This window comes from Cupriavidus sp. 05T313 (assembly GCF_056396665.1).
Genome location: NZ_JBFTLX010000074.1, coordinates 1 through 23,370 on the forward strand (window position 1 = coordinate 1; position 23,370 = coordinate 23,370).

General features: G+C 65.2%; 18 protein-coding genes. 5 read left to right on the forward strand and 13 right to left on the reverse strand.

From position 1 onward, the window contains the following. Positions 1-15: 15 nt before the first annotated feature. Both AC1DKD_RS17695 and AC1DKD_RS17700 read right to left on the reverse strand, forming a co-directional pair. Positions 16-975, reverse strand: coding sequence for an MBL fold metallo-hydrolase (locus AC1DKD_RS17695; RefSeq protein ID WP_428178644.1), 960 nt, complete (start codon positions 973-975; stop codon positions 16-18). A gap of 535 nt (positions 976-1,510) precedes the next feature. Further along, on the reverse strand, positions 1,511-1,906 hold the full coding sequence (locus AC1DKD_RS17700) for a helix-turn-helix domain-containing protein (RefSeq protein WP_081862071.1): 396 nt from the start codon (positions 1,904-1,906) through the stop codon (positions 1,511-1,513). A 265-nt stretch (positions 1,907-2,171) separates the two neighbouring features. Between AC1DKD_RS17700 and AC1DKD_RS17705 the strand changes: the two genes are divergently transcribed. Both AC1DKD_RS17705 and AC1DKD_RS17710 read left to right on the forward strand, forming a co-directional pair. Continuing rightward, a complete protein-coding gene (locus AC1DKD_RS17705) occupies positions 2,172-2,780 on the forward strand; it encodes a TetR/AcrR family transcriptional regulator (protein ID WP_441630611.1) in 609 nt (202 codons plus the stop codon). A gap of 258 nt (positions 2,781-3,038) precedes the next feature. After that, the gene (locus AC1DKD_RS17710; RefSeq protein ID WP_477143530.1) at positions 3,039-3,947 is read left to right on the forward strand and encodes an alpha/beta fold hydrolase; all 909 of its coding nucleotides are present in this window, start codon (positions 3,039-3,041) and stop codon (positions 3,945-3,947) included. 205 nt (positions 3,948-4,152) lie between these two features. Here AC1DKD_RS17710 and AC1DKD_RS17715 read toward each other — a convergent pair whose 3' ends face one another. The 7 genes from AC1DKD_RS17715 to oxlT (AC1DKD_RS17745) all read right to left on the reverse strand — a co-directional run bounded on the left by AC1DKD_RS17715 (position 4,153) and on the right by oxlT (AC1DKD_RS17745) (position 14,679). Next, positions 4,153-5,028, reverse strand: coding sequence for a zinc-binding alcohol dehydrogenase family protein (locus AC1DKD_RS17715; RefSeq protein ID WP_477143524.1), 876 nt, complete (start codon positions 5,026-5,028; stop codon positions 4,153-4,155). A gap of 143 nt (positions 5,029-5,171) precedes the next feature. Beyond that, on the reverse strand, positions 5,172-8,009 hold the full coding sequence (fdhF, locus tag AC1DKD_RS17720) for a formate dehydrogenase subunit alpha (protein ID WP_441630615.1): 2,838 nt from the start codon (positions 8,007-8,009) through the stop codon (positions 5,172-5,174). A gap of 14 nt (positions 8,010-8,023) precedes the next feature. Further along, positions 8,024-9,733, reverse strand: a complete 1,710-nt coding sequence (locus tag AC1DKD_RS17725; RefSeq protein WP_441630616.1) for an NADH-ubiquinone oxidoreductase-F iron-sulfur binding region domain-containing protein — start codon at positions 9,731-9,733, stop codon at positions 8,024-8,026. 212 nt (positions 9,734-9,945) lie between these two features. After that, entirely contained in the window at positions 9,946-11,262 is a 1,317-nt protein-coding gene (oxlT, locus tag AC1DKD_RS17730) for an oxalate/formate MFS antiporter (RefSeq protein ID WP_441630618.1), read from the reverse strand. A gap of 707 nt (positions 11,263-11,969) precedes the next feature. After that, positions 11,970-12,191 carry a hypothetical protein gene (locus AC1DKD_RS17735; RefSeq protein ID WP_441630620.1) on the reverse strand — a complete coding sequence of 74 codons (222 nt, stop codon included), beginning with the start codon at positions 12,189-12,191 and terminating at the stop codon, positions 11,970-11,972. 151 nt (positions 12,192-12,342) lie between these two features. Beyond that, positions 12,343-13,254, reverse strand: a complete 912-nt coding sequence (locus AC1DKD_RS17740; protein ID WP_441630622.1) for a LysR family transcriptional regulator — start codon at positions 13,252-13,254, stop codon at positions 12,343-12,345. Positions 13,255-13,344: 90 nt separating this feature from the next. Continuing rightward, positions 13,345-14,679 carry an oxalate/formate MFS antiporter gene (gene oxlT / locus AC1DKD_RS17745; protein ID WP_477102566.1) on the reverse strand — a complete coding sequence of 445 codons (1,335 nt, stop codon included), beginning with the start codon at positions 14,677-14,679 and terminating at the stop codon, positions 13,345-13,347. Between the two features lie 212 nt (positions 14,680-14,891). On the opposite strand from oxlT (AC1DKD_RS17745), the gene AC1DKD_RS17750 reads away from it, so the two are divergent. The 3 genes from AC1DKD_RS17750 to AC1DKD_RS17760 all read left to right on the forward strand — a co-directional run bounded on the left by AC1DKD_RS17750 (position 14,892) and on the right by AC1DKD_RS17760 (position 16,971). After that, entirely contained in the window at positions 14,892-15,833 is a 942-nt protein-coding gene (locus AC1DKD_RS17750) for a LysR substrate-binding domain-containing protein (protein ID WP_477143525.1), read from the forward strand. A 98-nt stretch (positions 15,834-15,931) separates the two neighbouring features. Continuing rightward, positions 15,932-16,237, forward strand: coding sequence for an HAD family hydrolase (locus AC1DKD_RS17755; RefSeq protein WP_441630628.1), 306 nt, complete (start codon positions 15,932-15,934; stop codon positions 16,235-16,237). Between the two features lie 167 nt (positions 16,238-16,404). Next, on the forward strand, positions 16,405-16,971 hold the full coding sequence (locus AC1DKD_RS17760; RefSeq protein ID WP_441630630.1) for a cupin domain-containing protein: 567 nt from the start codon (positions 16,405-16,407) through the stop codon (positions 16,969-16,971). A gap of 41 nt (positions 16,972-17,012) precedes the next feature. Here AC1DKD_RS17760 and AC1DKD_RS17765 read toward each other — a convergent pair whose 3' ends face one another. The 4 genes from AC1DKD_RS17765 to AC1DKD_RS17780 all read right to left on the reverse strand — a co-directional run bounded on the left by AC1DKD_RS17765 (position 17,013) and on the right by AC1DKD_RS17780 (position 23,172). After that, complete coding sequence (locus AC1DKD_RS17765; protein WP_441630632.1) at positions 17,013-17,786, reverse strand: fumarylacetoacetate hydrolase family protein; 774 nt, start codon at positions 17,784-17,786, stop codon at positions 17,013-17,015. Between the two features lie 110 nt (positions 17,787-17,896). After that, entirely contained in the window at positions 17,897-20,026 is a 2,130-nt protein-coding gene (locus AC1DKD_RS17770; RefSeq protein WP_477143526.1) for an acetate--CoA ligase family protein, read from the reverse strand. Between the two features lie 140 nt (positions 20,027-20,166). Next, positions 20,167-21,396: a formyl-CoA transferase gene (frc, locus tag AC1DKD_RS17775; protein WP_477143527.1), complete on the reverse strand. Its 1,230-nt coding sequence runs from the start codon at positions 21,394-21,396 to the stop codon at positions 20,167-20,169. A 21-nt stretch (positions 21,397-21,417) separates the two neighbouring features. After that, positions 21,418-23,172, reverse strand: a complete 1,755-nt coding sequence (locus AC1DKD_RS17780; RefSeq protein ID WP_035862722.1) for a thiamine pyrophosphate-binding protein — start codon at positions 23,170-23,172, stop codon at positions 21,418-21,420. Positions 23,173-23,370: the final 198 nt, after the last annotated feature.

Consider the following 23,370-nt stretch of genomic DNA (forward strand, 5'->3'; position numbering starts at 1 on the left):
ATCCCCGGCCGCGCGCTACTCCTGCAGCGCCGCCCACATATCCTTGTCACGCTGCGCGGTCCAGATACGCGGATGCTTGATGCCGCTGGCCTCGTCGTAGGCACGCGCCACGTCAAAGGGCAGGCAGTGCTCATAGATAAAGACCTGCCCGAACTTGTCGTCCATGGCAGCGCGGGTATGCGCCATGGCGCCCTTCAGGTCGAGCTTCTGCGCCACGGCTTCCTTGCCTCGCTGCAGCAGCGTGCTGACGAAGTCGCGCGTGTAGTCCAGGCCGCGCCCCACCAGTTCGGGATCGGTGAGCGCCGGGCCTCGGCCGGGGATCAGCGCCACCGGGTCCAGTGCGCGCAGCGCTTCCAGCGTAGCCGGCCATTCCTCGAGCTGCGCGTCGCCGCAATAGCAGGCCGCGTCGTACTCGACGAGGTCGCCGGAAAACAGGATCTTCTGCGACGGAATCCACACCACGGTATCGCCCTTGGTGTGACCGGCTCCGAGGTGCATGACCTTGACTTCGAGCGTGCCCAGGTACAACGTCAATTCGCGCTCGAACACCACGTTGGGCCAGGTCAGTCCAGGCACGGTCTCGACACCCGCGAACAGCCGCGGGAAACGCTCGATCTCGGACTTCATGTCGGCTTCGCCGCGCTCCACGATCATCTCGTAGGTGCCGCGGCTGGCGATCACGTTTTGCGCACCTTCCCTGAAGTAGGCCGAAGCGCCCAGCACCCGCACAGCGTGATAGTGCGACAGCACCACATGCTTGATGGGCTTGTCGGTAACAGCGCGGATGCGGGCAATCAGGTCCTGCGCCATTGCCGGCGTAGCGGTCGTATCCACGATCAGCACACTGTCGTCGCCGATGATCACGCCGGAATTCGGATCGCCTTCCGCGGTATACGCGTAAGCGTTCTCCGACAGCTTGGTGAAGGTGACCTGCTTTTCCTGCAGATCCGCCTGCGATGCAAAGGCCTTGCTCATGGCTGCTCCTGTCTCGTTCTTTCTAGTGGCGCCTGGTGAATTACACCGCCGGTGCGCTTCCAGCATTCTGGCGGGCTGGTAACATCACCTTAAATTACACAATCCGTAATTCATTTACCATATCGTAATCCGAGCCTGCGGACGTGTCAAACCCGCATCCTGCTCGCAGACCGGCTGACGGCCGAGAAATCCGGATGGCTCAGGCTTCTAGGTTAGGCGTGAAATACAGCGACGGGAGCACGGCGCGGCACGAGACAGCACGTGACGAGGCGGTGCGCGGAGATGCTCAGGCGTATACGGAGAACACGGGAGAACACGGGGAGAACGCCGGAAGGCGGCGGGCAATAGCCGACAGGCCAGCCACGGCGCAGGGGCCGAAGCCGTCAAAAGAGGGCAAGCGTCAGCCAGCCAGGCTGGCACCAGGCCATGCCAGGCAGGCGGRCAAAACTCCTTCAGCGGGCACAGGGGGGTGTGCCCGCTGAAGGTATGGCAAGCGTGCGCCGGCCCGTCCCGAAAGCGGGACCAGCACGAACACTCAGGCTGGCTTGTGACCTTCGCCCGGGCCCGACGCGAAGCCCGTGCTGACCGGGGTGGCCGGTGCAGGGCTGGTGGCGGCGGTGGGTGTCGCGGCAGGCGCCTGTCCGGCCATGGAAGCGGCCGTGACACCGCCATTGCGGCTGGCAATAAATGCGTTGACGTCTGCTGCAAGATGCTGGGGAGCCAGCACCACTTCCAGGCCCAGCGCCTCGCAAGCCGCTAGGAAAGTCGACATGCGGGGGTCGGCTTGACCCGATTCGGCCCGCAAGTAGGCTTCCCGGGAGATCCCGGCCTTACGGGCGACGTCTTCCTGCTTGAGCTTTCGCGCTCGGCGCAACGCCCGCAGTTGCCGGAACGGTTCGCTAGCGCCTCTAGGCACGGCTGTACTGTTCATGTCGGTCTCCAGTCACCAGTGAAAAAAAAGTGCGCGGACGTGCATTCGAGTATAGAGCACGCAAAGCGTTCCGTATGTAATCAGCGCAACACTTTGTGCAGATTTCTTGAGAGTACCTGAAGCAGGCATATCCACGCCTGTCAATAGGTCCAATAAAGCACAATTTTCTGCCTCCGTGGTGACATAACGGACGGCCGGGATTTAGGTTGACGAGAGCGCACTAACACAATATTGACAAACCGACCGGTCGTGCTATTCTTGCCGAATGCAAAAAGGTCAACTCACCCGCGCAGCCATCATCGAGCAAGCCCTGGACACTGCCGCGCAGGTGGGGTTCGAGCAGTTATCGCTCGCCACGCTGGCGGCCGACACCAGTATGTCGAAAAGTGGGTTGTATGCCCACTTCAAGTCCAAGGAGGCATTGCAGGAAGCCGTCCTGGCGTTGGCCCTAGAGCGCTTCTCCGATGTCGTCATCCGGCCGGCCATGCGTCAGCCGAGGGGCTCGCGGCGGGTGCAAGCCCTCTTCGAAGGCTACATGCTCTGGCTTGGCGGATCCGTCAACAGGGGCCGCTGCCTGTTCATGGCGCTGGGCCAGGAATACCGCGACCGCCCAGGCACCATCAGGGATCAGGTGGTGCAATCGCTGAAGGACTGGCACAGCCTCATCGCCCGGGCCGTGACCGACGCCATCGAGGAAGGCGACCTTTCCCAAGCGCAAGACGCGCGGCAATTCGCCTTCGAGATGGTTGGCATCGGCATGTCGTTTCAGCAGTCTTTCAAGCTGCTGGGCCGTGAGGACACCGAGATCATGGCGCGCCGTGCCTTCGAAGCCCTGCTCAGGCGTGCCGAGGTGGCGCAACCGGAGCGCAAGTAGCGCGGCACTTACGGGACCGCCTGCGAGACGCCGCGACGCCGCATGAGATAAATCAGGGCGAAATACGGGACGACCGGACGTCGTCTTTTTTTGAAATAAAAAATAGCACGACTGGTCGGTCTTACCGGATGCCACGGCCCCCGAAACCGCAGACCCCACTCAGGACATTGCAAATATTTGCTGGAGATGCCCGCCGTGACGCAAGCGACTTACCCATCCACCAAAACCCGGCAAGCCGCGCCGGTACCAAGCAGCCCGATGCGCTGGGCGCGCCTTGGCTGGCAACTGGCCGGCCTCCTCTACCCCGCCGGCGCCGCGCGCGCGCTGGAACGCGCCTGGTTCCGCCCCCCCCATGGCAAAGCCCCCGATGGCGCGGGCCGGGAGTTGCTTGCCCGTGCCCGCGTTGACTGGGCATTGGTGACCGGCCAGGGAGCGAGCCGGCGTGTGCGTGTCTATCGCTGGGGCAGCGAGGGCCCCACGGTGTTGCTGGCCCACGGCTGGGGCKGCCATGCGGCGCAATGGCAGCCCCTGGTCGCGCCGCTGCTGGCCGCAGGCATGCGCGTGGTGGCCTTCGACGCGCTATCGCACGGCGGCTCCGACGCGGGCGCGCGTGGCACTGGCCAGAGCTCCGTCGTGGAAATGTCGCGCGCGCTGCTGGCCACGGCATGGCATGCCGGACCGGTCCACGCCGTGATCGCGCATTCGCTCGGCAGCGCCRCACTGGCGCTGGCCATGCGCGAAGGCCTGCACCTGCAGGCTGCCGTGATGATCGGCCCGCCGGCGGACATGCACAACGCCGCCGCGGCATTGGCCTGGCGGCTGGGCATTGGCCCCGGTGTGCTCGCGCGCATGCAGCGCAACAGCGAGCGCTGGCTGGGCATGCCGTGGTCGGCCTTCAACGTCCCCGCGCTCGGCAACGCCGTGCCGGTCCCACCGACCCTGGTGATCCACGACCGCCAGGACAAGGAAGTGGGTTGGGAAAACGGCGCGGCAATTGCCGGCGCCTGGCCCGGTGCGCAACTGATGGCCACGGACGGGCTCGGGCATCGCCGCGTGCTACATGACGCAGCTGTCATCGCGCGCATGGTGGCGTTCATCGGCGGCACTGTCGGCACATCGTCCCTCGGTGTGCCGGCGCGCATGGCCGAGGTCGAAGCCCAAGCCTGAACCTGGACCGGCCAAACTAGCGGGAAACTGCCCCTCCTCGCCAGTTCGCCGCAGCAATCCTGTCGGCTAAGTGGGTATGTGGCATGCCACATACCCACTATTGGTGGCTGGGGAAAATTCCTGGCGGTTAATTGCTTATCGGACAGAAAACGCTGGCCGGCGTGCCGGCCAGCCCCCCGTTGCCAGACCGCCCGCCAGCCTCCCATCAAAACCCTTCGAGTACCAGCTTGCCTATTGTCTGCCCGCTCTCCAGGATGGCGTGGGCCCGGCGCAGGTTGGCCGCATCGATACGCCCGAGGTGCTCCCCCAGCGTGGTCTCCAGCCGGCCGGCATCGACCAGCCGCGCCACCTCGTTAAGCAGCCGGTGCTGCTCGACCATGTCCGGCGTGCCGAACATCGAGCGGGTGAACATGAACTCCCACACAAACGTGGCGCTCTTGCTCTTCAGGTCGCCCACGGCCAGTTCGCCGCTGTTCTCCACGATCGAGCAGATCTTGCCTTGCGGGGCGATCACGCTTGCCATGGTGCCGAAGTGGCGGTCGGTATCGTTGAAGCAAAGGATGTAATCGACTTCGGCAAACCCGAGGCTGCGTAGTTGCGCGGGCATGTCGCCGCGATGGTCGATGGTGTGGTCGGCACCGAGCTTGCGGCACCAGGCGGCCGACTCGGGCCGCGACGCCGTGGCGATGACGGTCAGCCCCGCCAGGGTCCTGGCCAACTGGATGCCGATGGAGCCCACGCCCCCTGCCCCGCCGATCACGAGCACGGAACGCCCCGCGTGCTCGCCCCGGGGCGACACGCCCAGGCGATCGAACAAGGCTTCCCAGGCCGTGACCTTGAACAGCGTCACATCCGGCCCGACCGCGGCGACCGTGCCGGCGGCATCCCATCCCAGGACGCGCACGGCGGGCTCCACCTTGTCTTTCGGGGCCCGTACCTTGGTATCCACGGGATTGACTGAAATCGCCGCCACCTTGACCAACAGGTCGCGGCCTTCAGGCACGGGGGTTGCAATCTCGACATCGACCAGGGATTGCGGGTCGTCGACCGGAAGGTAACGGGTCAGGCCAACAGCTTTCATTGCAGGGCTCCTTCAAGCAGGTTCTCAGCGGCGCGGGACCGCGCCATGACCATAGCGTAGTCCCGTCTGCCTGCATTGATTAGCCGGAAAATACAACAATCAATTTCCCGAAAATCCGGAAAATGGCCAAGCGTCGCCCTACCCTATTGCGTCGTCCCCGGAATCGTCCCCGCCAGGATCTGCCCGCCTCCGTAGCTGGACTGCCGCGGCATCTCTCCGCCCAGCATCATCCGGATCGCGCAGTACTTGAATTCCGGGATCTTGCCAAAAGGATCCAGCGCCGCATTGGTGAGTTTGTTGATGGCGGCCTCGTAGTAGCAGAACGGCACGAACACGGCACCGCGCGGGGTGCCATCGTCCGCGCGCGCGAACAGCGATACCTGCCCCCGGCGCGAAGCCAGCGTCACCAGGTCGCCGGGCTGGCCGCCGAGCGCGGCGAGGTCGAGGGGATGCACCAGCGCCACCGGTTCCGGCTCGATCGCGTCCAGCACGCCGGCGCGCCGCGTCATGCTGCCGGTGTGCCAGTGCTCCAGTTGCCGCCCGGTGATCAGCACCGTCGGGTATTCCTCGTCGGGCCGCTCGGCGGCGGGAATGATGTCGGCGGGCACGAAGCGGGCCTTGCCCGTCGCGGTGGGAAACGCGTCGGTGAAGATCACGGGCTCGCCGGGATCGCCTTCGGCACGGCAGGGGTAGGTCACCGCGTTCTCGCGCTGCAGGCGCTCCCAGGTAATGCCGCCGATGCTGGGCATGGCGTGGCGCATCTCATCGAACACATCGGCCACGCTCGCGTACGGCCAGTCCAGCCCGAGCCTGGCCGCCATCTGCTGGATGATCCACAGGTCCTGGCGCGCCTGCCCTGGCGGATCGATCGCCTGGCGCCCGAGCTGCACGGTGCGGTCCGTGTTGGTAAAGGTGCCGGTTTTTTCCGGAAACGCCGATGCCGGCAGCACCACGTCGGCCAGGTAGGCCGTCTCCGTCAGGAAGATATCCTGCACCACCAGGTGGTCCAGCGCCGCCAGCGCCTCGCGCGCATGGCGGGCGTCGGGATCGGACATGGCCGGATTCTCGCCCATGATGTACATGCCGCGTACTTCGCCGCGCTCGATGGCCTGCATGACTTCGACAACGGTCAGCCCCGGCTGGTGGTCCAGCGGCACGCCCCACAGCGACTCGAAACGGGTAATGGCCTCGGGATCGTCGACGCGCTGGTAGTCCGGGTACATCATCGGGATCAGGCCGGCGTCGGAAGCGCCCTGCACGTTGTTCTGCCCGCGCAGCGGATGCAGCCCCGTGCCCGGCCGGCCGATCTGCCCCGTCATCAGCGCCAGCGCGATCAGGCAACGGGCATTGTCGGTGCCGTGCACGTGCTGGGAGATGCCCATTCCCCAGAGAATCATCGAGGCTTTGGCAGTGGCATACATGCGCGCCACATAACGGATGGTGTCGGCATCGATGCCGCAGATGGGCGCCATCGCCTCCGGGCTGTAGGCGGCCACATTGCGCAGCAGTTCGTCGTAGCCGATGGTGCGGCTGGCGATGAACGCCTTGTCGACCAGCCCGTCATCCACGATGACATGCATCATCGCGTTGAGCAGCGCCACATCGGTATCGGGCTGGAATTGCAGGAAACGATGGGCGAAGCGGGCCAGGTCGGAGCGGCGCGGATCGGCCACGATCAGCCTGGTGCCGTTCTTCACCGCGTTCTTGATCCAGCTCGCCGCCACCGGATGATTGACGGAGGGATTGGCGCCGATCACGATCACCACTTCGGCGCGAGCCACATCCATCACCGGGTTGGACACCGCGCCCGAGCCGATCCCTTCAAGCAGCGCCGCCACCGACGAGGCATGGCAAAGCCGCGTGCAATGGTCCACGTTATTGCTGCCGAAGCCGGTGCGCACCAGCTTCTGGAACAGGTAAGCCTCTTCGTTGCTGCCCTTGGCGGAACCGAAGCCGGCCAGCGCGCGCTTGCCGTGCGTATCGCGAATGCCTGCCAGCTTGCCGCCCGCGAGCGCGAGCGCCTCTTCCCAGCTGGCTTCGCGGAATACGTCCATCACGCGTTCGGGGTCCATCACGAAATCGCCGCGCTTGGGGACACCCTCGCGCCGCACCAGCGGCACGGTGAGCCGGTGCGGATGCTGCGCGTAGTCGAAACCGTAGCGGCCCTTCACGCACAGGCGCTTCTGGTTGGCCGGGCCGTCGCGTCCCTCGACAAACAGGATGCGGTTGTCCTTGACGTTGTAGGTGAGCTGGCAGCCCACGCCGCAATACGGGCAGACCGAATCCACCTGGCGCTCCGGCACCGGCAGCGCCGCGTCGCGCGCGGGCATCAGCGCGCCGGTCGGACAGGCCTGCACGCACTCCCCGCAGGCCACGCAGGTGGAAGCGCCCATCGGATCGTCCATGTCGAACACAATCGCGGCGTGGTCGCCGCGAAAGGCCAGGCCGATCACATCGTTGACCTGCTCGTCGCGGCAGGCGCGCACGCAGCGGGTGCACTGGATGCAGGCATCGAGATTGACGGCGATGGCCGGATGGGACAAGTCCGCCGGCACCGCGGCGCGCGGCGCAAAGCGCGGCTTGCCGACTGCCAGCCGCGCGGACCACTGGTCCAGTTCGTTGTTGCGCGTGTAGTGCGCCTCGGACATATCGGATTGCAGCAACTCCAGCACCATGCGCTGCGCGCGCACCGCGCGCTCCGAGCCGGTCTCGACGTCCATGCCCTGAGCCGGGTAACGGCAGCAAGACGGCGCCAGCACGCGCTCGCCCTTGATCTCCACCATGCAGGCGCGGCAGTTGCCGGCGGTGTCCAGGCCGTCCTTGTAGCACAGGTGCGGCACGTCAAAGCCCTCGCGCTGCGCCACCTTGAGCAGGCTCTCGCCCGGCCTTGCGGAGACTTCCCGGCCATTCAGGCGAAAAGTCACCGTGGTGCTGGAGGAGGCTTCGACTTGCGCACGTTCGGCGCGGGTCAGTGCATTCATATCGTCCTCGCGGCTCAGGCCAGTTCCTGCGGGAAATACTTGATCACGCAATCCACCGGGTTGGGCGCGGCCTGCCCCAGCCCGCAGATCGAGGCGTCGCGCATTACCGCGGACAGGTCCGCCAGCGCGGGCAGGTCCCACTTCGGCTGCCCGATCACATCCAGCGCCTTGGCGGTGCCCACGCGGCATGGCGTGCACTGTCCGCAGGATTCCTGCTTGAAGAAATGCATCAGGTTGCGCGCCACGGCAACGGCGCTGTCCTGCTCGGAGAACACCACGATAGCGGCCGAGCCGATAAAGCAGCCGTAGGGCTGCAGCGTATCGAAATCCAGCGGGATGTCGCCCAGCGACGCCGGCAGGATGCCGCCGGAGGCGCCGCCCGGCAGGTAACCGTAGAAGCCGTGGCCGTCCTGCATGCCGCCGCAGTACTCCTCGATCAGTTCCCTTACGGTGATGCCCGCCGGCGCCAGATGCACGCCCGGCCGCCTCACCCGCCCCGACACCGAAAAGGAACGCAGGCCATGCCGGCCATTGCGCCCCTGCGCGGAGAACCATTCCGCGCCCTTCTCCAGTAGCTCGCGCACCCAGTAGAGCGTCTCGAAGTTGTGCTCCAGCGTGGGCCGGCCGAACAAGCCGACCTGCGCCACGTAAGGCGGACGCAGCCTGGGCATGCCGCGCTTGCCTTCGATCGATTCGATCATGGCCGACTCTTCGCCGCAGATATACGCACCGGCGCCGCGGCGCAGCTGGATGTCAGGCAAACCCGGCACCGGCGGATCGGCATGCAGGCGGCGCAGTTCCTCGCCAAGCACCGCCCGGCAACCGGCATACTCGTCGCGCAGGTAGAGATAGATCGCCGAGACCTGCGTCACCGCGGCGGCGATCAGCATGCCTTCCAGGAAGCGATGCGGATCCCGTTCCAGGTAGACGCGATCCTTGAAGGTGCCTGGCTCGCCCTCGTCCAGGTTGACCGCCATCAGGCGCGGCGCCGCCTCGGCCATCACGATGCGCCATTTGCGCCCGGTGGGGAAACCCGCTCCGCCCAGCCCGCGCAGGCCGGAATCCTCCATTGTGCGAAGCACGGATTCGAAATCGCGCTCGCCCGCCGCCAAGTCCCGCAGCAACTGGTAGCCGCCCTGCGCGCGATAGTCGTCGTAGCCCAGATAGGCTTCCGGCTTATGCCGCACGGCGCGCGCGGCCACCGTGCCGGCAATGGCTGGCGCGCTGGCGAAATCAACGGGATTCTGTCCGACCAGCGCCGCGGGCGCGCGCTCGCACCGGCCGATGCACGGCGCCGCCACGACCTTGACCTCGCTGCCCAGCAGGGCCGGCAGCCTGGCGAGCAGGTCGCGGGCACCCGCAAGCTCGCAGGCGATGCCTTCGCACACGCGCACCGTCACGGCCGCCGGCGGCCGGATCGCGCCATCCGGATCCTCGCGCACCACGTCGAAGTGGTGATAGAAAGTGGCGACCTCGTAGACCTCGGCCTGCGACAGCCGCATCTCGTGCGCCAGCGCCACCAGGTGCGGGATGGCGAGCTGGCCGTAATGGTCGTTGATGGCGTGCAGGTGTTCGATCAGCAGGTCGCGCCGGCGGGAGGCATCGCCCAGCAAGGCTCTCACCTCGGCCAGCGCGGCCGGATCGGCCTGCCGCCCCTTGGGTTGACGGCGCTTGCGCTGCTTGCCGATATCCTGGACCGCGATGGGAATGACGACCGGGTTCATGGCAATCTCGGTGACTGTCTCTCGTGGGTGCCGAATGGCAACGGGGCAAGCGCTTGACACGCTTGCCCGCCGCTCTGGTCTTATCCTGCCTTGCCCGCCCGGCGGCCGCGCTGCCGGGGGCGGGCGGCGCGGGCGGGGCGTTGCCTTCGATCATATCCCTATTCCCGCCACGCGCAGGCAAGCTACCGCCTGCAGCCGGCCCAACGCGCCTCTCAGGTAAGGTCCTCAGGCACCGCGCGGTATCCCATCGGCGCCGCGGTATTGGCATGCACGTACTTCCTGGCGTGCGCCTGCCGCATCGGCTTGAGCACGAACAGGGCCAGAAAGGCGGACAGCCCTGCCATGCCGGACGCAAGCATGAAGACCGCGTGCCAGTCGCCGGTCGCGGCGGTGATGACACTGGAGAACGGCACCAGCAGCGCCGCAGTGCCCTTGGCCGTGTATAGCAGCCCGGCATTGGTGGCAGCGAACTTGGGACCGAAGGTATCGCCGCAGGTGGCCGGGAACAGGCTGTAGATTTCACCCCAGGCGAAGAACACGACGCCGGTCAGCACCACGAATGCGATGGGATCCTGCCCGTACCTGGCCAGCAGCAGGATGCCGACCGCTTCGATGGCAAAAGCCAGGCACATGGTGTTCTCGCGGCCGATGTTRTCSGAGATCCAGCCGAAGAACGGMCGGGTCAGSCCRTTSAGCACGCGGTCGATGGTCAGSGCGAAGGTCAGSGCCGGCAGCGTSAGGCCGAGCAGCGAAACCGGCACGCCATCCAGCCCGAAGTCCTTGGCGATCGGGCCGAGCTGCGCGGTAGCCATCAGGCCGCCAGCCGCCATCATCACGAACATGGCGTACATCACCCAGAAGATCGGCGACGACAGSACCTGGCGCGGCGAGGCGTTGTAGGCGGCGGTCTTGACCGCGCTCGTGACCTGGTTCAGCACCTTGGCAGAAGGCGGATAGAGCGCCATGCCCAGGAAGAACACGATCAGGCCCTGGCCCAGTCCGAACCACAGGAAGGTGGCCTCATAGCCGCTGCTCTTGATCATGTTGGCGATCGGCACCACAGTGAGCGCCGAGCCCGCGCCAAAGCCGGCTGCGGTGATCCCCGCAGCCAGCCCGCGCCGGTTGGGGAACCACTTGAGCGCATTGCCCACGCAGGTGCCGTAGACCGCGCCCGCCCCTACCCCGCCAACCGCCGCAGCGAAGTACAGCATCGGCAGCGACGAAGCCACGGAGTTCAACGCCCACGCAATCGCGCACAGCAGGCCGCCACCCACCACCACGGGACGCGGGCCATACTTGTCGACCAGGTAGCCTTCGATCGGCACCAGCCAGGTTTCGGTGACGACGAAGATGGTGAATGCCACCTGGATCGCCGTGCGGCCCCAGTGGTACTTGTCGTCGATCGGATTGACGAACAGCGTCCAGCCGTACTGCATATTGGCGATCATCGCCATGCAGATCACGCCAAAAACGAGCTGTACCCAAGGTGAGGCAAAGCGTGACTCGGGCGCGTTTTGCTGATGTTCCATTGGTGTCTCCTTACGGCGGGCAGGGCCGCCTTATGTGGAAAGGGCGTCTTCGGACACCTCTTCGGGATGGCGCTCCTGTGCGCCATCCCAGATACTGCGGTCGTTTCATTGCTATACAGTATGTGATATATCAATATAGTCAAGACGCTTTTGGGCGACTCGGAATCCACTGAAATCGTGTGGCAAGCGCCGCGGTGGCGCACCAGAAGGCGGCACGCAGGTTACTCGTGCGCCACGCGCATCAAAGCAGGCGGCCACGCCAGAATGGCCTGCTGACGGATCAATGACTTAGAGCGCCGCGCCACATCAATGGGGCGTGGGGAATAGCGGTAAACGCAATTGGAAACGGGGCGTGCGGAGTGCTCGGGCCCAAAGCATCAAGACCCACCCTCGGGAAAGTCCCTAGATAAGGTCAGGCTCGCGAACGGGTGAATGTGCTGAATGTCTGGCCCTTCAGGAAAGAAGAGCGGAGAGGCGCAGGCTTGATGCATACGCGTGCCTGTAGCGCAGGCTGCGTTCAGACCAGTGCGCAATAGCGGCGGTCGCAACCAACCGGCACGCCAGGATATCGGACCGAACAAAGTGAAAAACGGAACCCGGGGTGGCTCTGCAGACAAGCCCAAAGGCATACTTGGCGGGTAGGGCCTCAACCAAAGCGTAGTGGCAGCGATCGGCAGCCGGGCTCTGCCGATCACACCACGCCAACATCAGGCGCGGGCCAACTGAGGTTGCACACTCACGCCGGTTGCGGCGGGACTGGCGCGGCCAACACCGGCAGTTTCCTGCGACGCGCCGAGGCCGGCAAAGCGACCGTGYTCCTGGGCGCGGATCAGCACGAGGGTAGGCACGCGGGTGGCGATCAGGAAGGTGACACCGACGCCAAGCGAAACCAGGCCAAGGGCGAGACCGAGAAGAAGAGCGCTGTCCATCAGAAAACTCCAGTAAGGATGGTGGGTAGGAGTTTTCATTATATGCTGCGTCGCACTATGTGTAAATATCCTGTATGTAATATATCAGAACAAGTTTGACATCTCAGCAACAGCCCCTGTGCCGCTCCCCGCAGGCGGTGGCCGCTCCGCCCTACCCCACCCGCGCCACCAACGCCTGCTCATACTCCATCCCACGCAGCGCATCCCAGATGGCGGCAGCATTAGGCTTGAGCGAACGGCTCTTGCGCCGCACCAGCATCACCGAAGACGTGACCTGCGGCCGCAATGGCCTCATCACCGCAGCTGGGCTCAAGCCAGCCGAATTGGCCCGCGACGGCACGATCCCGATGCCCAGCCCCAACGCCACCATGCCGAAAATCGCCGCAAAATGCCCCAGCGCCTGCAGCGACCCCGCGCGCACGTGATAAACGCCAAACGCCTGCTCCACGGCCGGCTGGATCCCCGAGTGCTGGTCCAGCATCAACACGTTGGCATCGTTGAGATCGCCCCATCCTATCGTCTCCCGCGAGGCCAGCGGATGCTGCGAAGGCAGCACAGCGTGAAACGGATCCGAACACAGCGCTTCGCAAAACAGATCGTCTCCCGCCTCCGGATTGGTGGAGATGCCGAAGTCCACCTCGCCGCTGCGCACGCATTGCAACACGGACTCGTGCGAGCGGTCCTTCAGGCAGATGCCAATCCCTGGCCATGCCGCCCGGCAACCCGCCAGCCAGCCAGGCAGCGACATCGACGACAACACCGGATCGGACGCAATCTGCACCGTGCCCTGGCACGGCTTGCCAGCACCCTGGCTCTCGCGCAGCGTCTGCTCGACTTCTTCGATCAGGTGGCAGATGCGCTGCGACAGGTGCTCGCCGGCATCAGTGAGTTCGACCTGGCGTGTGGTGCGGTCGAACAGGCGCTGGTCGATCTCGTCTTCCAGCTCGCGCACGCTGCGGCTGATGGCGGACTGCGTGAGTCCAAGCTCGGCTGCGGCGCGGGTAAAGCTCTTCTGTCGCGCCACGGCGGCAAAGGCCTTCAACTGCGGAAGCGAAATATTCATGATTACCCCTTCTGTATGCATGAGGCGCGGCGCATCGTGATGGCAATCGGGCCCGGATTCGCTTGACGCGGTCCGGGCCCGGCTGGGGATTCAGTCGCTCTTGCGGGGGGATAGTCCCGCCAGGTAGGCCGGGCTGTCGGCCGCCGGCACCAGGGACTCGACATGACCGGTGATAAACCGCCTTCGCATCGGGGCCAGCACGAACTTGGCGGACAGTCCGGCGGCGATGGTCACGGCCGCCGCTACCGTAAAGACCGCGTCCCACCCGCCTCGCGCCGACAGGACCGAGGCCAGCGGTACCAGCATCGCTGCCGTGCCCTTGGCGGTGTACAGGGTGCCCGCGTTGGCCGCAGCGAACTTGCTGCCGAAGGTGTCGGCGCACAGCGCGGGAAAGATCGAGAAAATCTCGCCCCAGAACAGGAATGTGAGTGCCGCGAACGTCATGAACCAGTACGGGTTGTGGCCGAACTGCATCAGGCCGAGCAGCGACAGCCCCTCGCCGATGAAGATAAAGAACATGGTGTTCTCGCGCCCGATGCGGTCCGAGATGAATCCGCACAGCGGCCGCGTCAGGCCATTGCACAGGTTATCGATCGACAGCGTCATGGTAAGCAGCGGCAGCGTGAATCCCAGCATCGTCACCGGCATCGATGCGAAACCGAAGTCCCGGGCGATCGGTCCCAACTGCGCGGTGGCCATGATGCCGCCCGCCGCTACCGCCACAAAGGACGCGTAGATGACCCAGAACACAGGCGTCTTCACCATCCGCCCCGGCGTGAACTCGATGGGATTGGTCAGCACCGCCTTGGCGGCCACGGCGCCGGCGGGCGGACGCGGCTTGACCAGCAGCAAGGCCATCAGCAGGATGCAAATGCCTTGCAGGATGCCGAAGGTGATAAAGGCGTGCTCGTAGCCGGAGCGCTGGATCATGTTGGCGATGGGGATCACGGTGAGCGCCGAGCCCGCGCCGAAGCCGGCAGCAGTCAGGCCGGCGGCCAGCCCGCGCTTGTCCGGAAACCACTTGAGCGCATTGCCCACGCAGGTACCGTAGACGCCGCCGGCGCCGATGCCGGCAATCACCGCCGCGAGGTAAAGCTGCGGCAGGCTCGTCGCATAGGCGTTGATGACCCAGGCCAGCCCCGCGCACAGCGCGCCGCCCGCCACCACCGGGCGCGGGCCGATCTTGTCGACCAGCCAGCCTTCCAGCGGCACCAGCCAGGTCTCGGTCACGATGAAGATGGAAAAGGCCACCTGGATGGCGGACTCGCCCCAGTGGTGCTTGGCATTCATCGGGCCCACGAATAAAGTCCAGCCGTACTGCAGGTTCGCCACCAGCCCCATGCAAACCACACCGATTGCCAGCTGGAACCAGCGATTGCCAAGCCAGCCCGAACGGCCCGGGGCCGCCATATTGTCATGCGCCATGTCGTGTCTCCTGCATAGTGCGTATCGCGCTCTGCGGCGCGACGGGTAGGCTTCTCTGTGAGGGGGAGCCCTTGGTCACTACTTGATTGAGCGCGCCTGACATTGCGGCACGTGCATCCGTGGACTGATGCTAGTTCAAACTAAGTTCGGCTAAGCATAAAGTTTTTTATTATGATCATTTACGATCCTTTATAGATTGGGCGGATGAGTGCATGAAGAACGCGACGCTGCGCCAGCTCAAGGTTTTCGAGACGGTTGCCCGGCACCTGAGCTTTTCGCGGGCGGCGGAAGAGCTACACCTGACGCAGCCGGCGGTATCGACGCAGGTGCGGCAGCTCGAAGGCCATGTCGGACTCCCGCTGTTCGAACAGCTCGGCAAGAAGATCTATCTCACGCCGGCCGGGATTGAAATGCTGCACTACAGCCGCAGCATCATGCAGCAATTCCGCGAAGCGGAAGACGCCATGTCGCAGCTCAAAGGGATCTCCGGCGGGCGGCTCAATGTGGCCGTGATCAGCGCCGGCGATTACTTTTTTCCGCGGTTGCTGGCGGAATTCATGCAACGGCATGCCGGCGTGACGCTCAATCTCGCAGTGCACAATCGCGAGGAATTGCTGCACCAGCTTGCCGGCAACCTGACCGACCTGGCGGTGATGGTTCGCCCGCCGGAAGGCATGGACACCATCAGCGAATCGTTCGCGCCCCACCCCTATGTCATCGTTGCCGCGCCCAACCACCGCCTGGTGGGCGAGCGCAACGTCCCGCTCGCGGCTCTGGCAGACGAAGCCTTCGTCGCGCGCGAGAAAGGGTCCGACACCTGGAACTCCATGCAGGAAGGCTTCGCCGGGCGACTGTCCAACCTGCGCATCGCCATGGAGATCAAGAGCACCGAAACCATCAAGCAGGCGGTGATCGCCAACATGGGCATCGCCTTCCTGTCGGCGCATACCGTAGGGCTGGCACTGCAGACAGGCAATCTCGCCGTGCTGGATATCGAGGGGTTCCCGGTAATGCTCAACTGGTATGTGGTGCATCGCAAAAACAAGCGGCTGCCGCCGGTGGCGCTCGCCTTCAAGCATTTCCTGATGGAAGAAGGGGCCAGCCTGATCCAGCGCATCACCGGTGTGGACAGGCTGATAAAGCATAAGCGATAACTTATGGTTATTCAGTTAAACTTTAATTATCGTTAATTGATCGGCAAACCTATCCTCAGCTCAGGCCCACCTTTGATAGCCGCCCGAGGAGTCCGATCATGAACCAGGTCCAGTTCGAAGCCCGCCCCGCCGCCCAAGCCGACGCCGCAGCCCCGCGCGCCAACGACGAATCGCAACTCGCAGCCTACAACGCCGCATTCACCGAGCTTGGCCTGCGCTTTCGCTGGGACAGCGAGATGTACGCGTGGCTGTGCGGTATCGAATGCGAACAGAGCCGGATCGCGCGCTATATCGAGGAGTACCACGCGCACCTGCTCAACGCCTACGATGCTGACTTCCTCAGCCGCCTGATTCTCGACAAAAAGTGCGATTACCTTCGCGCGATGGGCCAGAAAGCGAACTAAGGCAGCGGTAGCCCGACACGACGCAGCAGGCAGAAAAGGGCGCGGGAAAGCGCCCTTTTCTGCCTGCTGCGTGCCGTATTGCGCGCGCCGAATGTGCGCCAGCGCACTGCCGCCGGCGAACGTGGCGCGCTATGGTCTGCCCACTACGCACAGGAACGGAGACTGGCATGGGACAGAACATGTTCGAAGCCGGCGCACCAGCCGGTGCCCGCGCTCAGCGCCGCGAGGGGACGTTCGCCAGCTCCCGTGCGCTTGCATTGCAGAACTGTCCGATCGAACCATCCTGGATCCGTACCGGTGCCCCGCGGACGCATGCCGCCCAGCACTCGGGCGCGATCGATGGCCTGGCATCCACCAATATCTGGGAATGCACCACCGGCACCTTCGAGTGGTACTACGGCTGGGAGGAAACCGTGTTTATCCTGGATGGGCAGGTGAAGGTAACCAGCCCGGGYGGCCAGGTCCATGTGCTCAAGGCCGGCGACATCGGCTATTTCCCCGCCGACACCACCTGGCTGTGGGAAGTCGATGGCTATGTGCGCAAGATCGCCTTCTGCCGCAAGCATGTGCCACTGGTGCTGAATGTCCCCCTGCGGGTACTTGCACGGCTGGGGCTCAGTCGCCGCCTGCGCAAGGGATGCGCCGCGGCATGCAACGCATTGCGCTGGCTGGCCGGGCGCGTCCGGCTGCGCGACACCTCCGCCCTGACCCTGCTGCTGACACTGCCGCTCTGACGCCTGCCGGGCGCTGGCCTTGCCCGCGCCCGCGCACCCGCTCAGCCGCGCATGTGGTTGACCAGTGAACCGATGCCCTCGATCGTCACCTCGACCACGGCGCCATCCTTCATCGATCCGACACCGAGTGAAGTGCCGCAGGCGATCACGTCGCCAGGCATCAGCGTGAGATCCTGCGAGATCAGGCTGACCTGCTGCTCAGGCGAGAAGATCAGGTCCGACAGCGGGTAGTTCTGCCGCTCCGCCCCGTCCAGCCGCGTCACCACGCACGCGGCACGCCAGTCGAAATTCGTGACGATGGCCGGCCCCAGGCAGCCGAAGGTATCGAAGCCCTTGGCGCGGCACCATTGCGGGAAAGCGGGATCCTCGGCAATGATCTCTCCGGCGGTCACGTCGTTGACCACGGTATAGCCAAAGATATGCGAGGCGGCCTCTTCCGGCGACACGTTGCGGCAACGGCGCCCGATCACGATGCCCAGTTCGCCCTCGTAGACGATCTTGCCCCCATAGCTGCGCGGCCGCAGGATGGCATCGCCCGGGCCAGCCACCGAGCTCGCCGGCTTGATCAGGAACAGCGGGTGCGCCGGCACCGGTTTTTCGAGCTTGCGCGCCAGCGCATGGAAGTTGTTCCATAGCGCCACGATCTTGCCCGGGTCGCACGGGCTCAGCAGGCGCAGCCCCTCGCGCGGCAAAGCCGCGCCGGTGGGTTCCGGCCGCGCGTAGCCGGGGCCGTCGTACTCGATGACATGATCCCCCTCGATACGGCCAAAACCGATCTCCCCGTCCCCGGTCTGGAAGCGAATCCACGTTTGCACAGTCCACTCCTCCGGCGGGCGCGGCATGCTGCCCGCGTCCACCCTTGTCCCACATTGTCGAAAGCCGGGCCCGCGCGCGGCGGGCCCGGCCTTGCCGCTGGGTCTTGCCCTCAGATCTTGCCGGCGCCGCGAGCCCACTTGTATTTGGCGCCCAGCACCGCGACCGGGATCTCTGTGGAGTAGGCATACGACGGCACGCCGTGTTCGTACAGGTACTCGGCTGCCTCCTCCACCTGCACGTCGCCTGCCAGCGAGGCCACGATCGGCTTCTCGATGCCACGCGCCGCCATTTCCTCCTTCACCTCCACCACCAGCTTCGCGAACACCATCGGTGGCGTGATGATGGTGTGCCAGTAGCCCAGGATGATGGCGTGGATGCGCGGGTCCTCCATGCCCAGGCGCAGGGTGTTCTTGTAGGTGGATGGCGGTTCGCCGCCGGTGATATCGACCGGGTTGCCCGCCGCGCCAAAGGGCGGGATGAACTTGCGGAAGGCCGCGTCGAGATCGTCCGGCATGGTCATCAGCGACAGGTTGTTGTCCACGCACGCATCCGACAACAGCACGCCCGAGCCGCCTGCGCCCGTGATGATCACCACGTTCTCGCCCTTGGGCGTCGGCAGCTTCGGAATCCCCCGCGCATACTCCAGCAGATCGCGCAGCGAGCGCGCACGGATCACGCCGCACTGCCGGAACACGTCCTCGTAGATCTTATCGTTGCCGGCCAGCGCGCCGGTGTGCGAACTGGCGGCGCGCGCGCCCATGCTGGTGCGTCCGGCCTTGAGCACCACCACCGGCTTCTTCTTCGACACCCGCTTTGCGGCTTCGGCGAAGGCGCGGCCGTCCTTCAGGTCCTCGCAGTGCTGGGCGATGATCTCGGTGTTGTCGTCCTGCTCGAAGAAGGTAAGCAGGTCGTCCTCATCGATATCGGACTTGTTGCCCAGCCCGACAATGGCCGAAACGCCCATCTTGGCCGAACGCGAGAAGCCGATGATGGCCATGCCGATGCCGCCGGACTGCGACGACAGCGCCGCCTTGCCCTTGACATCGTAAGGCGTGCAGAAGGTCGCGCACAGGTTCTTTGGCGTGTAGTAGAAGCCGTAGATATTCGGCCCCATCAAGCGGATATCGTGCTTGCGCGCGATGGCGACGATCTCTTCCTGCCCTTCCACGTTGCCGGTCTCGGCAAACCCTGAGGGAATCAGCACCGCGCCTGGAATATGCTTCTCGCCCACCTCTTCCAGCGCCCCGGCCACCAGCTTGGCGGGAATGGCGAACACCGCCACATCCACCTCGCCCGGCACGTCGAGCACGCTCTTGTACGCGGTCATGCCCATGATCTCGCCACCCTTGGGATGGATCGGGTAGATCTTGCCCCAGTAGCCGCCGTTGATCAGGTTCTTCATCACCGAGTTGCCGATCTTGCCGTCCTCGTTTGATGCGCCGATCACGGCCACCGAATCGGGACGCATGATGCGGTTCATCTGCCTGACGATGTCTTCCTGGCTGGGGCGATAGCGCTCCGGCTGCGGCGCGAAGTCCACCACGATGCGCACGTCGGCGGCAATGGCGCCGTCCTTGCTGGCGAATACCGGGTTAAGGTCAAGCTCCGAGATATCCGGGAAATCGCTCACCAGCTCCGACACGCGCTGGATCATGCCGGCCAGCGCCTCGCGATTGGCCGGATCGGCGCCGCGCACGCCTTTGAGCACTTCGGCGGCGGCAATGCCGTCGAGCATCGACAGCGCATCCTCCTGGCTGGCCGGGGCCATGCGGAAGGTAATGTCCTTGAGCACTTCCACCAGCACGCCGCCCAGGCCGAAGGCCACGAGCTTGCCGAAGGACGGATCGGTGACGGCGCCAATGATGACCTCCTGCCCGCCGGTAATCATCTGCTGCACCTGAACGCCAACGATAYTGGCGTTGGGAGCGTACTTCTTCGCATTCCCGACGATGGTCAGGTAACCGCGCTCCACATCCGCGGCGCTTTTCAGGCCCACCAGCACGCCGCCGGCCTCGGTCTTGTGCAGGATGTCGGGCGAGACGATCTTGAGCACTACCGGATACCCCATCTTGTCAGCCAGCTCGACTGCGCCGGTCGGCGTCCTGGCCACGCCCTCGCCCGGCACCGAAATGCCGTAGGCATCGCACACCAGCTTGYCTTCGGGCGCAGTCAGTGCATTGCGGCCTTCTTCCTTCACGGCGGCGAGAATCTTCCGCACCGCGTCCTTGTTGTGTGCCATGTCAGGTCTCCATCTGTTCATGGATTGCGTAGGGATGAGCCGGTCCGCGCCCTTGCGCGAAAGCGCGAGGGCGGGCGGCTTGCAAACTCACTGCGGGAAGTGCTTGAAGCGCTTGAAGTGCCTCGGGTACGTTCAGGGCATCAGACTGCCCCGGCGGCGCGCAAGGCTTCGATCTGCGCGGGCGTGCGGCCCAGCCAGTCGAGGATCTCTTCGGTATGCTCGCCCAGCAGCGGCGAACGCTCGACCTCCACCGGCGATGCCGACAAGGTGATCGGGCAGCCGAGTTGCACATACTGGCCGCGTTCCGGGTGATCCAGTTCCACCAGGTAGCCACGCTCGTACAGTGACTTGTCCTCGATCAGGTCCTTCATCGACAGGATCGGCCCGCACGGCACGTCGACCTCGTTGAGGGCATCCATCACTTCGAACTTGGTGCGCGTGCGCGTCCATTTCTCGATGATGGAGAAACACTCTTCCAGGCATTTGAGGCGGGCCTCCGGCGAGGCGAACTGCGGATGGGTGATCAGCTCCTCCCTGCCGCACAAGCGCATCAGCGGCTCCCAGCCTTGCGGCTGCACGATCACGTAGACGTAGTCGTTGGCGCCGCCGGGCGCGCAGCGCAGCGCGGCGCCGGGCTGGCCGCCGCCCGAGGCATTGCCCGCGCGCGGCACGAAGTCGTCGAACTCCTGGTTGGGGTACTCGCGCATCGGCCCCGCGGCCAGGCGCTGCTGGTCGCGCAGCTTSACSCGGCACAGRTTSAGCACGGMGTCCTGCATCGCCACTTCCACGCGCTGGCCACGCCCGGAATGCTCGCGTTGCAGCAGTGCCGCCAGGATGCCCACCACGCAGTGGATGCCAGTGCCGGAGTCTCCGATCTGCGCGCCGGTGACTGTCGGCGCGCCATCCGCCGTGCCGGTGGTGCTGGCCGAGCCGCCCATGCACTGGGCCACGTTCTCATAGGCCTTGCAGTCCGCGAACGGTCCCGGGCCGAAGCCCTTGATCGACGCGTAGATCAGCCGCGGGTTCAGCGTCTGCAGGCGGTCCCAGTCGAAGCCGGCGCGGTCCAGCACGCCGGGGCCGAAGTTCTCCACCAGCACGTCGCAGCGCCGCACCAGGTCTTCCAGCAGCGCCTTGCCCTCCGGCGTCTTCATATTGAGCGTGAGGCTGCGCTTGTTGGAGTTCAGCATGGTGAAGTACAGGCTGTCTGCGTTGGGCACATCGCGCAGCTGGCTGCGCGTGATGTCGCCGCGCCCCGGCAACTCCACCTTGATCACGTCGGCCCCCAGCCATGCCATCAGCTGGGTGGCCGAAGGGCCGGCCTGCACATGGGTCATGTCCAGGATCCGCACACCGTCCAGTGCCTTGTTCATGGTTTGTCTCCTCGCCACCGGTTATTTGTACATGGTCTGGTTCTTGGTGCCCGGCGCGTACTCGCGCGGGTCCACCCAAATATTGATCACGGCCGATTTTCCGGTGCGCTGCACCGCCTCGCGTCCGCGCTGCAATGCGCCGGCGATCTTGCCCGGCTCGCGCACTTCCTCGCCATAGCCGCCCAGCATTTCGGCGAACTTGGAGAACGGCACGTCCGACAGTAGGTTGCCGACGTTGCCGCGCTCGTCGCCGTACTTGGCGAGCTGGCCGTAGCGGATCTGGTTCATGGCGGAGTTGTTGCCGATCACCGCCAGGTAGGGCACGCCAAAACGGTTGGCGGTTTCCATGTCGAACGCCGTCATGCCGAACGAGCCGTCACCGTAGTAGCAGAGGATTTCCTTGTTCGGGTTGGCCAGGCCGGCGGCGATGGCAAAGCCTGTGCCGACGCCCAGCGAGCCCAGCGCGCCCGGGTCCATCCACTGCCCGGGACGGCGCGGACGCACCGCCTGCGCGGAAATGGTCACCACGTCGCCGCCGTCGCCGATGTAGACCGTGTCGTCCGACAGGAACTCATTCAGTTCATAGGCCACGCGGTACGGATGGATCGGCGTGTTTTCCGAGCGGAACAGCGGCATCAGCTTGGCGGTGGCGACGGCCTCGGCTTCGGTCAGCTGGCCCATCCATTTCTGCCGCGCCTGGCGCTTGTCGTTCTTGATGCGGCCGCTGGCAGCCTGCAGCACCGCACCGAGGATGGCGCCGGGGTCGCCCACCAGGCCAAGGTCGATCTCGCGGTTCTTGCCAACCGTGCGGTAATCCATGTCGATCTGCACCAGCGTCAGCTCCTTGCTGATGCGCTTGCCATAGCCCATGCGGAAGTCGAACGGCGTGCCCACGATGATCAGTACGTCGGCATTGGCGAAAGCTTGCGTACGGGTGCGGTCGAAGTGGTGCGGATCGCCCGGCGGCAGCAAGCCACGGCTGGCGCCGTTGAAGTAGCCGGGAATATCCAGGCCCTTGAGCAGCGCGATGGCTTCCTCATGCCCGCGCGCGGTCCAGACCTGCTGGCCGTAGAGAATCGCCGGGCGCTCGGCATTGACCAGGATGTCGGCCAGGCGCTCGATATCCTTCGGGTCGCCAATCGATTTAGTGGAAGCGCGATAGTGGCCGGGGCGCGGAATCACCGCGCGCGCCGCATCGACTTCGCGGTCGAGCACGTCGCGCGGGATTTCCAGGTACGACGGGCCGGGCGCGCCATTGAAGCACTCGCGCGCCGCCATCGAGATCATGTCCGCCACGCGCTCGGTGCTGGGGATGGTGGCCGCGAACTTGGTGATGGGCGACATCATGTCGACATGCGGCAGGTCCTGCAGCGAACCCATCTTGTGCTGGGACAGGGCACCCTGCCCGCCGATGTGAATGATCGGGCTTTCCGAGCGGAAGGCCGTCGCCACGCCGGTCACGGCGTTGGTGCAGCCCGGACCTGCGGTGGTCACCACGCAGCCCAGCTTGCCGGTCTGGCGCGCGTAGCCGTCCGCCGCATGAGCGGCTACCTGCTCGTGGCGCACGTCGATGATGCGGATGCCCTCGTCCACGCAGCCGTCGTAAATGTCGATGATATGGCCGCCACAGAGCGTGAAGATGGTGTCGACGCCTTCGTTCTTCAGGGCCCGCGCTACCAGGTGGCCGCCGGAAATAACGCCGGCATCGCGGGTCTTCTGCTTCAGGGTGTCTTCGGCCGTGGTGGATTCGGACCGCGTGGGTGCGACTGCAGACATGTCTTGGTCTCCTCGTTGACTGGGTTGCGACAGGCTGTGACGCGGACCTGGCCCGTTGTCACGACACCCGTTCGCCCTTTGCTGCTTTGCTGCCTGGCCGGTGCCTACCCTGCATGTCACCGGCCCTGCGACGCCATCGATCCATTTCGAAGGATCTTGATGACATACGGTATGTGATATATCAACGAAGCTCAAGGG